Origin of the sequence: Simiduia aestuariiviva (assembly GCF_014192475.1) — a bacterium.
In the GTDB taxonomy this organism is placed as follows: domain Bacteria; phylum Pseudomonadota; class Gammaproteobacteria; order Pseudomonadales; family Cellvibrionaceae; genus Simiduia; species Simiduia aestuariiviva.
The window spans coordinates 1,261,592-1,273,130 of record NZ_JACHXZ010000001.1 but is presented as its reverse complement, the minus strand read 5'-3'; the positions used below and the strand labels follow the sequence as shown (position 1 = coordinate 1,273,130).

The following is an 11,539-nucleotide window of genomic DNA, read 5'->3' as shown; positions in this document are numbered from 1 at the left end:
AAGCTAGATCTGTTACCGCTCGACTTGCATGTGTTAGGCCTGCCGCCAGCGTTCAATCTGAGCCATGATCAAACTCTTCAGTTTAAATCTTTCGACATCCGATACATCTGGATATCTAAATCTTGGTCAGAAAACGTATTAACTTACATTCACGTAATGAATTGATGAGTCACTTGCTTCTGATAAATCTTTTGCTTCCGAAGAAGCTGTACCGACCTATCCGCAAGTGCCCACACGCATTGCTTGATTCAGCTGTTAAAGATCTCGGCTAGGCGCTCTGGGCCTCAACCGTGGGATGCGCATTTTACGCATCTCGCTTTGCCTGTCAATCACTTTCTTCAAACTTCGTTCAAATCAGCAATCAACCGACGGGACTTTGGAAATCAGGCACTTAGCGATGCCAACAACCTGAACTTCAAACCCCCTCTCCGCCGTCTCGAACACACTGTGTTCCCGTTGGAGAGGCGCGCATTCTACGCATCCCAACTCACTTGGCAAGCCCTTTTTTAACTTTTTTAAAAAGTTCTTGCCGACCAACAAAAACACCCGCACGGGCGGGTGTTTTTCGAGCAGAATGGGTGATATATCAACTACACCTTTTTGCCACCGCTAGGTTTGGTTCTGTGGGTCGGCCGTGTGCGCTGCGACGCCGTCGGCTTTTTAGCATTCGATGCCTTTTCGGTCGTTTTTGGCGTCACCGATTTGACGCTTGGCTTAGGCTTAGCAGCATTCCCTTTGCGCGCTTGGTACGCCTTGCGGTGCTCGCCCTGCGGTCGCTTGCCAGTTTGAACCTTGCCGTCGCGACGTCGAGTGGCAGGTTTTGCCTTGTCCTCGAATGGGTTTTCGCTTGACTTAAACTCCAATCGAATTGGGGTGCCGTGCAATTCCAGCGCGCGGCGATACATTTTCTCTAAGTAGCGCACATACGCAGCAGGCAGCTCACCGGTCTGGTTGCCATGAATAACGATGATCGGAGGATTGTGTCCACCTGGATGCGCATAGCGAAGTTTTATTCGATGGCCGCGTACAATCGGCGGTTGGTGCTCGCGCACTGCATCCTGCAATAGTCGCGTCAAAAAGTTGGTAGAAAATTTCTCAGTGGCCGCCTGATAAGCCTTCTCGATGGACTCGTAGAGGTGCCCAACGCCAGTACCGTGCTTCGCGGAAATAAAGTGAATGTCGGCAAAATCAATAAAACGAAGACGGCGCTCGAGTTCGCTTTTCACGTATGTTTTGTGACTTTCTTCCAATCCATCCCATTTGTTAAGGGCAATCACCAGCGCTCGACCGGCATCAATGGTGTGCCCCATGAGATGCAAATCTTGCTCAACAATACCCTCACTGGCGTCGGCCATTAAGACCACCACATTGGCGTCTTCAATAGCTTGCAAGGTTTTAACTATGGAAAATTTTTCGACCGTTTCCTTTACGCTCTTTCGACGCCGGATGCCCGCAGTGTCGATCAACGTGTAGTTAGCGCCGTGGCGCTCGTAATTGATATAGATGCTATCGCGCGTTGTGCCCGGCAAGTCAAACACCACTACACGATCTTCTCCCAGCAATCGGTTGACCAAGGTGGATTTACCCACATTGGGCCTACCCACTACCGCTATCTTGATCCCACGAGGCTTATCCTCAAGCTCAGCTTCCGTTTCTGGGAATCGTTCGAGCACGATTTCCATCAGCGATCGCACACCCTTTCGGTGCGTTGCGGTGGTCGGAAAAATCTCGCCCATGCCCATTTCGTAGAACGGCGCCAGGGCAATATCCGGGTTTGTGCCGTCCACCTTATTTGCCACCACAAAAGTGGGTTTACTGCGCATACGCAGGTGGTTAGCGATCATTTCATCAGCGGGTGTTAAGCCTGCCTTGCAGTCCACCAAAAACATGACTGCATCAGCCTCTTCAATGGCCTGCAGCGACTGTCCTGCCATAACGCTGTCTATGCCCTCTTCTTCGCCACTAATACCGCCCGTGTCGATGACCATAAATTTGCGGCCCAAGAGTTCGCCTTCGCCATACTTCCGATCGCGGGTCAAACCCGCATAATCGGCAACCAAGGCGTCGCGTGATCGCGTCAAGCAATTGAACAGTGTGGATTTGCCCACATTTGGGCGCCCTACTAGGGCTATAACAGGAATCATGTGCTTTGCACTCATAAACAACGTGAAGGCCAGAAGGGTCTGCACCCTTCTGGCCTTTTAAAAATAGCAGTTATTGCGGAGAAGTTAGAGCGGCTTTAATTGAAGCGCACTGAGCTCACCGCCACTACCTAATACAAACAGGGTATCCCCATCCACGAGCATGCGCGCGCGCACACCGTCGCCATCAACCTTTGTCCGAGCCGCCATTGCGCCGGACTCACGAGTTAGCAAATGTAGATAACCTTCAAAATCGGCCACGGCGACGAAGTCTCCCCACGCGGCTGGTGGCGAGAGTTTGCGACGCAACAAGTCAGTGTTTACCCACAAACTAACCCCGTTAGCCAGAGACATCGCCTGCACCTTATCAGCAGCTCCGGCAATATAAACTTGCCCGTAATCAGCTGCGGGACCCTGCACGGAGCTAGCCTCTTCAGCCCACAAAGGGCGACCCGTGGCGCTCGAGAAAGCTACCAATCGACCCTGATAACTAACAGCGAGTAATATTTCACCCGCCAACAATGGCGTGCCATCAATGTCAACAATGCGCTCTAGTTCAGACTTCCCCTTCGGGATAGCGACGCGTTGTTCCCACTGAATCAATCCAGTTTCAATTTCGAAGGCGTAGACTTTACCGTTGTCAAAGCCGGCATACACTACGTCGCCTTTAACAACAGGGGCACTTGTACCTCGCAGCGTCAGTATCGGCTGGACACTTTCAAACATCCATTTAATGGAGCCTGAAGTTGCATCGATGCCATAAAGCTTGCCGTCATTGGTGGTCGCGACAACTATGCCCGCTGAGGCAGCAGGCTCAGACAATACTTCACTTGAAAGTTGGACTCGCCACATTTCGCGACCATCAACTTTGTTTAGTGCGATCACTTCACCCTTATAGCTACCAAGTAAAAGCGCATCAGACGACAAACCAACACCTGCACTAATAGCCTCGTCCAGCTCAACCGTCCAGCGGACTTTTCCGCTACGTTTATCTAGGGCATACACTTCACCCTCTATATCCGTTGCATACAAGGTGTCGCCGCTCAATGCGGGCACCAGCCGAGTGTAGCGATCATCCTGTCCCGCGCCGATGCCGCGCGACCACACTTCTTTGATTTTTACTTTAGCGGCAAAATCTTGTAGTTCTTTTGGCTCGATATCGATGTCATCTGTAGACGCACAAGCACCCAACATCAAAACCGCCAACAACGCCCATACGTGCTTCATTAGGCACCCTTTTCTTCGGTGGCAGCCGCCGGCTGGACACTGTTCAATTTCATTCGGATTTGACCTGCGCGCGCCATATCATTCCCGCTTAGGCCCGCCAACGCGGCCTGATAGGCCTCCGCAGCCTTGGCGTTATCCTTTTTGGCGACATACGCGTCACCTTTTACTTCCGCGTACAGGGAGCTAAAGGCACCTTGGTCTTCGATGGCTACCAGCGTCAGGGCTTCTTCCGCCTTGCCCTGCGCCACTAGCACCCGAGCCAAGCGTACGCGCACCAAATGCGAGACATTGTCTGAACCACTTTGCTCAAGGGCCCAGCGCAGCTCTGCTTCTGCACTAGCCAACTCGCCGGCCTCTACCGCCTGCTTGGCCAGTAGCATAGCGGCATTCACACCGTATAACGTATCACCGTGGTCCGCTTTTAGGCCCTTGGCCAAATGCGCCACAGTCGCTGTATCTGCTTCAGACAACTGCTCTTGTTTGGACATTAACTCAGTAATGTCTTCAAATTTACTGGAAGCCATTTCTGCACTCGCCTGGCGGTCGTCCTGCCATGCGTTGAAACCCATATAGCCACCGACGCCCAAAATAGCAGCAACGATCAAGGATTTTCCATTTTCAGCCCACCAACGCTTGAGAGCTTCGAGTTGTTCTTCTTCAGTTAAATGCGCAGACACTGTTTCAATCTCCAGACAGTCTTCTTTATTTTCTATTCAGCTTGCGCTGATTAAAGTGTTTTCAATAACTCAATAAGGGCGCCGTGTTGCAGCATTTGCTGATCCGCCTGTTCCCGCAAGAACTTGACCGTAACCTGCCCTGCTTTTACCTCATCTTCACCCAGAATCAATGCGATAGCAGCCTCACTCTTGTCGGCCTTCTTCATTTGGCTTTTGAAGCTACCACCCCCGCAATGGGTTTGAACAGCCAAATAGGGCAATGCATCACGTAGGCTTTCCGCCAAGGCCAAACCGGCAGCAGCCACATCGCCGACGGCGACAATATACACGTCTGGCCGCTGCGTGGCAGCCTCTGGCACACATTCCAGTGCCTCAAGCAACAAAACTAAGCGCTCTATGCCCATAGCGAAACCAACGGCGGGCGTACTACGACCGCCCAATTGTTCCACCAAACCATCGTAGCGGCCGCCTGCGCATACTGTACCTTGGGCGCCAAGCTTGTCGGTAACCCACTCAAATACGGTTTTGGTGTAGTAGTCTAAACCCCGCACCAGACGCTCGTTAACTTGGTAGTTCACCCCCGCCGCATCGAGCAGTGAACACACCTGGGCAAAGTGATCTTTGGATTCATCGTCTAAAAAATCGCCCAAGCGCGGTGCATCAACCAGTAGCGCCTGCGTGGCGGGATCTTTACTATCCAGTACCCGCAACGGGTTAGTCTCCAACCGACGCTGGCTATCCTCATCTAAATTTTCACGGTGCGCGGACAGATAGTCCACCAGCGCCTCGCGATACTTGGCCCGAGACTCAGGCACGCCGAGGCTGTTTAACTGCAGCGTCACCGCATCTGCAACACCCAATTCGCGCCATAAGCGGGCAGATAGGATAAGTAACTCTGCATCCACATCCGGTGTAGCCATACCAAACGCCTCGACACCAATTTGGTGGAATTGGCGCAGGCGACCTTTCTGCGGCTTTTCGTAGCGGAACATCGGGCCCATATACCAGAGTTTCTGCACTTGATTGTAGAGCAAGCCATTCTCTTCACAGGCGCGAACGCAACACGCGGTTCCCTCTGGGCGCAGGGTTACGCTTTCGTCATTGCGATCGAGAAATGTGTACATTTCTTTTTCGACAATATCAGTAACTTCGCCAATGGAGCGTTTAAACAGCTCCGTTTGCTCTAAGATCGGAAAGCGAATTTCCTGATAGTGATAGCGCCGCAACACATCGGACACAACCCCTTCAAGGTACTGCCAACGGCCTGACTGGCTTGGCAGTAAATCGTTCATGCCACGAATGGCTTGAATTTTCTTCACGTTAACATCCACTCAAATCTAAAATTCGACCACTACGCCTTAGCAATAATGGATTCTTCTGCTTTTGCTTTGGCAGCGGCCTTGGCGCGTATTAACGCTTCCAACTCTTCAACAAGATTTTCCGCTTTTAATTTAGTACTGGGCTGTCCATCCACGTATACCAAATTATTAGGTGTGCCCCCAGCCAAGCCTAAATCAGCTTCTTTAGCCTCACCGGGTCCATTAACCACACATCCAATCACTGCAACATCAAGAGGAACCGTGATGTCTTCTAAGCGCATCTCCAGTTCATTCATAGTTTTGATCACATCAAAATTTTGACGAGAGCAACTGGGGCACGCAATAAAATTAATACCTTTGGCACGCAGCTTCAGGCTCTTTAACATATCCCAGCCGACCTTCACTTCTTCAACTGGATCAGCAGCCAGCGATACCCGAATCGTGTCGCCTATGCCATCCATCAAAAGCATGCCAAGACCAATGGACGATTTCACCGTGCCAGAGCGCAATCCACCGGCTTCTGTAATACCCAGATGCAGGGGCTGCTCAATTTTCGTGGCGAGTTTCCGATAGGCGGCGACCGCCATAAAAACATCAGACGCTTTAACGCTCACCTTGAAATCTGGGTAGTTATAGCGATCGAGAAAGTCCACGTGTCGCATCGCAGATTCTACTAACGCGTCGGGTGTAGGTTCGCCGTATTTCTTTTGTAAGTCTTTTTCCAATGAGCCGGCGTTGACACCAATGCGTATGGGAATCCCCAAATCTTTGGCTTTAGATATCACCGCTTCAACACGTTTTTCACGGCCGATATTGCCCGGATTGATGCGCAGACAATCCACGCCTAGGTCTGCTACACGCAAGGCAATGCGATAGTCAAAATGAATATCGGCCACCAGCGGCACAGGGGACTGCTTGCGAATCAAACCGAAGGCTTCTGCCGCCTCCATACTGGGAACGGAGACTCGAACGATGTCTGCACCGGCATTGGCCAAACGCTGAATTTGGCCAACGGTAGCGGCCACATCGGTGGTCTCGGTATTGGTCATACTTTGCACCGAAATTGGTGCATCGCCACCCACGGGCACATTGCCCACCATAATCTGGCGCGACTTCCGACGTTTAATGGGCGATTCAAAATGCATCGTGAATACTCAATTATTGGTTCGACGAGCCAACCACAAAGCGCAGTGCTCGATTATTTCCTTTAGGCGTAACTTCAACTGACTGCCCATTGAGCGCCAATGTGGCCGCTTTAACGTTGCCCAACATGACGTTAAATGGCGCCTTACCCTGGAGCGTTATTGCGCTGCCAGCAGCCTGTAATTCGGTGGCCAATACATCGCCATTGGCGTCACTGATCTCGACCCAGCACTCATCGGCAAACTGCAACTCCAACCGATCAGGTGCCCGCAACTCGAGGGCACCGGCTGCTTGCACATCAGATGCAGCACGCTTCGTCTCAACGGCCTGTGGAGCGCTGGGCTGAATGACATCGTCAGCAGCCACCATTTGATCTGGCTGGACAACTGGGTCCGCCTGCGCACTCTCAGTCGCTAGATTCTCTGCATCTAGCGCGCCTTCCACTTGTGTTTCTGTAACCGCCTGCCCAACCTGCTCAGCAACGGATACTGTCTCATCCACATTGGCTGTACTCGCCGAGTCTTGCAGTGCGAACCACACCACAACAATCGCCAAAAGCGCAATAAATCCTATCCACACCAGTGGAGAGATCGGAGTTTTCATCCGCTCGACCGCCATTGCAGACACTACGCCTTGAGGTCGTGACGGCGTAATCAGCTGGCTTACTTCGGAATGCGCAGACACATAATCGAAATACCGCTGCAATACCGCGTCTTCGTCCAGTTTGAGCAAACGGCTGTACGCGCGGAGATACCCTTTGATAAAGGTTTCACCCGGAAATTGGTCGTAACTATCGGTTTCAAGGGCTGCCAATTTCGACCGCGTAATACGCAGCTTAGTTGCCACCTCTTTCTCGTTTAGCTTTTGCTCTTCACGCTCTTTTTGCAAAAAGCCACCCGGCGTGAGCAAATCAACAGACTCCTCTACCGGCGTTTCATTGTTGGTTTCAGCAGTCATAATTTTGGCCGTTCATTGTTAATTATTGTCTAGCCCTGCAATGGGCTATCGGCTTCCCTGACTCTGCTTGTACGCCAAGTACTCCTTTGAATAGGGGAACATGTTTTTTAAACTCATGACTTGGCTTGCTTCTTTGTCCTTGTTACCAAAAATGCGTTCAATTTGTATCCCAATCCACAAGCTCCGTGCACTTGGGCGACTGTAGGTCTCGAATTGCGTCAGGTGCTGCTTAGCCTTAGCAAAATCCTGTTGCTTGAGGTAGTGGTCGGCAAGCTCCAAGTGCGACGCGGACAAATTGCGCTGCAGTAACACCGAATGCGAAAATGCGGCCACTGCGCGATCTTCACGACCGACCTTTTGCGCTGAAATTCCTACACCGTACAATGCGATCGCCCGCCGGTCATAATTGAGGTCTTCAGCCGCGATCTCATAATTTTCGTACGCCTCTTGGTAGCGCTCTTTGTTATAGAGGAAAGTGGCATAATTCAAACGCGCTTGTGTAAAGTTTCGATCCTGTCGAAGCGCCTCTTTAAAGGATTTTTCGGCCAGCTTCGGCTCACCCTCTAGCTGAAATAAGAGTCCCTTGCCGTTCAGAACACCGGGGTCGCGTGGTTCTATCTGCGCAGCCTTATTCAAATGAAAGCGCGCCGAGTCCAAATTGCTCTCGCTGATATAACCCAAGCCAAGGCGGATGTGCGTTTCCAGCGCTTTCGAGGGCTGAATCTTAGGTGGCTCTTTTTCCATGGTCGTTACACAGCCCGACAGCAGCGCGACGATCACCAATAACACAGCGGTTTTGATAGTAGACATGGATACCCTTATCACTCAGTTTACTGATCTATGATGCGCACAGCCTCTTCCTGCTGTGCCATTTTATTGCGATAGCGTTCCGCTCGACGGGTTAGGTCATTTACGCTGCCCGCGAGTTGACCACAGGCCGCATCGATATCATCGCCGCGCGTTGTGCGTACCGTAGCAATATACCCCGCCTCGATCAAAATTGTTTGAAAGCGGCGCAATGCATTATTACTCACCCGCTTATAATCCGACTGACTGAAGGGATTAAACGGAATTAAGTTAATTTTGACCGGCACATCGCGCAGGAGTTCCGCCAATTCGTGGGCGTGCTCAGGGCGATCATTTACCTGATCGATTAGCGTGTACTCGATAGTGATTTTACGGTGAGTATCTGGCAACCCTTCAATATAACGCTGCGCGGAATCTAACAGCATGGCAATGGGGTATTTCTTGTTGATGGGCACCAACTCATTGCGCAGCGCATCGTTAGGTGCGTGCAACGAAATCGCCAGGCAGGCATCGGTATGCTGACCCAGCCGGTCAAGGGCGGGCACTACGCCGCTGGTGCTCAAGGTGACCCGGCGCTTCGAGATGCCGTAGCAATTGTCATGCATCATCAGGTGCATGGCATCTACCACATTGTCAAAGTTTAACAGTGGCTCGCCCATGCCCATCAGCACAACGTTGGTAACTTTTCTAGGCCCACCAACCCGCAATTGGCCAAAGGAGTTGGCGGCAATCCATACCTGAGCAATGATTTCCGCCGCACTTAAATCGCGGTTAAAACCCTGCTTGCCGGTAGCGCAAAAGCTACAGTCCAATGAGCAGCCGATCTGCGAGGAAACACACAAGGTACCGCGCTCGCCATCGGGAATGAACACGGTCTCGATGGCGCTGCCACCGTCAACCTTGATCAAGAATTTTCGGGTGCCGTCCACTGAATCCAGCTGTTTCAGCACCTCGGGAAAGCGTATCTCCGCAACCTCAGCGAGTTTGGTGCGGAGAGGCTTGCTGATATTGGTCATCTCGTCAAAGTTGACCACACCCAGCTGATGAACCCATTTTAAAACCTGTTGGGCACGGAAGCGCTTTTCGCCAATGGACTCAAAGAAAGCTTCCATTTTCGAATGTGTTAGACCCAGCAAATTCACTTTTGCGGGCGCAGTACTGGCTTCCTGTACCTCAACCATAGGGTTCACCTGATCGCTCAATTTAGCGCGCGCTGATTTCAGTTTCAGCGAAAAAGTAGCCAATTTCACGCTGTGCAGACGCCACGGCGTCGGAACCGTGAACTGCGTTGGCATCAATGCTTTCGGCGAAGTCTGCACGGATAGTTCCGGCCGCGGCTTCTTTTGGGTTGGTAGCGCCCATCAGGTCGCGGTTTGCCAGAACGGCATTTTCACCTTCCAACACCTGTACCATAACAGGGCCGGAAGTCATGAAAGCTACCAAATCAGCGAAGAAACCACGCTCTTTGTGCTCAGCATAGAAGCCTTCTGCTTCAGCTTTCGATAGGTGCTTCATCTTTGCTGCCACAACTTTCAGGCCAGCCTTTTCGAAACGGGTGTAAATTTCACCAATAACGTTTTTGGCAACGGCATCGGGCTTGATGATGGAAAGGGTGCGTTCAACGGCCATGTAAATCTCCGAACTTACTTCAGTGAGTGAATGATCAATAAATACACCAGCGAACTGGCGCGTGGCGGTGCCGGCCCACTTCTGGACCAAATCACCGTATTTTCAATGAAAATCCGAGCAGATCGCTACCAATTTAGCGCCTTACTCCGACCTCCGAAACGTAAAACCCGCGGATTATACGCGGGTTTCAGGTACTTTTGTACGCGGCAAAGCGCATTTATGAGGACAATTTTCCTACTTACTGCTGTGCCGCCTGAGCAATAGCCTTTACTCGGCCCACCATGGCTCTCAACCCATTGCCCCGCGTCGGGCTCAGGTGGCGCTCTAGATCCAGCGCTTTAAAGTAACTGTCGATATCAAAGTTGATGATAGCGGCGGGTGTTTGCCCCTGATATGCGGCCATTACGACGGCAAGTAACCCCTGCACAATGACTGCATCGCTGCCCACCGTGAAGATCAATCGCGCCCCATCAAACTCAGGCTCTATCCAGACATTACTCTGACACCCCTTCACCAATCGCTCTGGTGTTTTGAGCGCATCATCCATGGGCGGCAACGCCTTACCCAAATCGATGATATAGCGATAGCGATCTTCCCAGTTGTCAAAAAACGCCACATCTTCCAAAATTTCGTCTGTACTGGGCAAACCCACGACCACTCTCCTCTACGCCCTTGCGGATCCCGGCGCCATCACAGCAGATGAACACCGGGCAATTTCTTGGCCCACTAAAAAAACAATCCCGCCTCAAGCTGGGCCTCTTCGGACATCATCTCGCGCGACCAAGGTGGATCAAACACTAAATCCACGGCCACCTCTTGAACATTTGGCACTTTGGCGACGCGATACTCAACATCTCCCACCAGCACCGGCCCCATACCGCAACCGGGCGCAGTTAAGGTCATTTTGATCGCGACTCGACCTGTGTGCTGATCAATGGCAACGTCATATATGAGCCCCAACGACACCAAATTGATTGGGATTTCTGGGTCGTATATCGTTTCCAGCGCCGACCATACCTGCGCCGCCTGAACCTCCCCGGAGCCATCGTCGGTAAAATCGAGCTTTTCTGGTTCAGCGCCGATAGCGTCGGCATCAGTGCCATCGATGCGCAGCATATTGCCCTGCCAGGTCACCGTATAGTTGCCGCCCAAGCTCTGGCGAATATTCACGAATTCACCCTCGGGAATGACCACCGGAGTGCCTACTGGGACGCGTCGCGCTGGGCAATCGCGACGGGTTACCACCATTTGCTGCTGCATGCAGGCCTCAGCTCACTGAAAAGCTTTCGCCACAACCGCATTCGGCCACGACGTTGGGGTTGTTGTACTTGATCACGCGATTGACCCCTTCGATGGCCATATCGATCTCTGTACCCCGAATAATCGGAGCCGCGTCTGGGGAGATCGCCAAAGTGACCGCCTCATCAACCACCAGCACTGTGTCGCCGGGTTCCGCGGCATCTACTGTGTCGAGCACATAGGCGTAGCCAGTACAGCCGCTGGGTTTAATACTCAGGCGCACCACTGGCTTTTTGGCGTCCAACAGCTTGCGAGCAAAGTGCTTTGCCGCCTTTTCGGTCACTGACACCAAAGGTGCAGCGGGATCAAATGTAGAGACAGTTGAAGTCACGGCACATAC

12 protein-coding genes and 1 rRNA gene are annotated in these 11,539 nt (G+C 52.0%); all 13 read right to left on the bottom strand.

Annotated features, from left to right (window positions below; all coding sequences use genetic code 11):
- A 16S ribosomal RNA gene (locus tag FHS30_RS05640) occupies window positions 1-84 on the bottom strand; the annotation flags it as partial.
- 506 nt (window positions 85-590) lie between these two features.
- Window positions 591-2,144, bottom strand: coding sequence for a ribosome biogenesis GTPase Der (gene der, locus FHS30_RS05635; RefSeq protein ID WP_183909284.1), 1,554 nt, complete (start codon window positions 2,142-2,144; stop codon window positions 591-593).
- Between the two features lie 84 nt (window positions 2,145-2,228).
- Complete coding sequence (bamB, locus tag FHS30_RS05630) at window positions 2,229-3,368, bottom strand: outer membrane protein assembly factor BamB (protein WP_183909152.1); 1,140 nt, start codon at window positions 3,366-3,368, stop codon at window positions 2,229-2,231.
- Window positions 3,368-4,045: a tetratricopeptide repeat protein gene (locus FHS30_RS05625; protein ID WP_183909150.1), complete on the bottom strand. Its 678-nt coding sequence runs from the start codon at window positions 4,043-4,045 to the stop codon at window positions 3,368-3,370. The genes bamB and FHS30_RS05625 overlap by 1 nt, the downstream gene beginning before the upstream one ends.
- Before the next feature lie 50 nt (window positions 4,046-4,095).
- On the bottom strand, window positions 4,096-5,364 hold the full coding sequence (gene hisS, locus FHS30_RS05620) for a histidine--tRNA ligase (protein ID WP_183909148.1): 1,269 nt from the start codon (window positions 5,362-5,364) through the stop codon (window positions 4,096-4,098).
- A gap of 32 nt (window positions 5,365-5,396) precedes the next feature.
- Complete coding sequence (ispG, locus tag FHS30_RS05615) at window positions 5,397-6,509, bottom strand: flavodoxin-dependent (E)-4-hydroxy-3-methylbut-2-enyl-diphosphate synthase (protein ID WP_183909145.1); 1,113 nt, start codon at window positions 6,507-6,509, stop codon at window positions 5,397-5,399.
- A 13-nt stretch (window positions 6,510-6,522) separates the two neighbouring features.
- Window positions 6,523-7,464, bottom strand: coding sequence for a RodZ domain-containing protein (locus FHS30_RS05610; protein WP_183909143.1), 942 nt, complete (start codon window positions 7,462-7,464; stop codon window positions 6,523-6,525).
- A 45-nt stretch (window positions 7,465-7,509) separates the two neighbouring features.
- Window positions 7,510-8,274 carry a type IV pilus biogenesis/stability protein PilW gene (gene pilW / locus FHS30_RS05605; protein ID WP_183909141.1) on the bottom strand — a complete coding sequence of 255 codons (765 nt, stop codon included), beginning with the start codon at window positions 8,272-8,274 and terminating at the stop codon, window positions 7,510-7,512.
- A gap of 20 nt (window positions 8,275-8,294) precedes the next feature.
- Window positions 8,295-9,452 carry a dual-specificity RNA methyltransferase RlmN gene (rlmN, locus tag FHS30_RS05600; RefSeq protein ID WP_183909139.1) on the bottom strand — a complete coding sequence of 386 codons (1,158 nt, stop codon included), beginning with the start codon at window positions 9,450-9,452 and terminating at the stop codon, window positions 8,295-8,297.
- A gap of 22 nt (window positions 9,453-9,474) precedes the next feature.
- Window positions 9,475-9,900 carry a nucleoside-diphosphate kinase gene (gene ndk, locus FHS30_RS05595; protein WP_183909137.1) on the bottom strand — a complete coding sequence of 142 codons (426 nt, stop codon included), beginning with the start codon at window positions 9,898-9,900 and terminating at the stop codon, window positions 9,475-9,477.
- A 238-nt stretch (window positions 9,901-10,138) separates the two neighbouring features.
- Window positions 10,139-10,552, bottom strand: coding sequence for a SufE family protein (locus FHS30_RS05590; protein ID WP_183909135.1), 414 nt, complete (start codon window positions 10,550-10,552; stop codon window positions 10,139-10,141).
- A 74-nt stretch (window positions 10,553-10,626) separates the two neighbouring features.
- Complete coding sequence (gene sufT / locus FHS30_RS05585) at window positions 10,627-11,160, bottom strand: putative Fe-S cluster assembly protein SufT (RefSeq protein WP_183909133.1); 534 nt, start codon at window positions 11,158-11,160, stop codon at window positions 10,627-10,629.
- A gap of 7 nt (window positions 11,161-11,167) precedes the next feature.
- A complete protein-coding gene (locus FHS30_RS05580) occupies window positions 11,168-11,530 on the bottom strand; it encodes an iron-sulfur cluster assembly accessory protein (protein ID WP_183909131.1) in 363 nt (120 codons plus the stop codon).
- Between the last annotated feature and the right edge of the window lie 9 nt (window positions 11,531-11,539).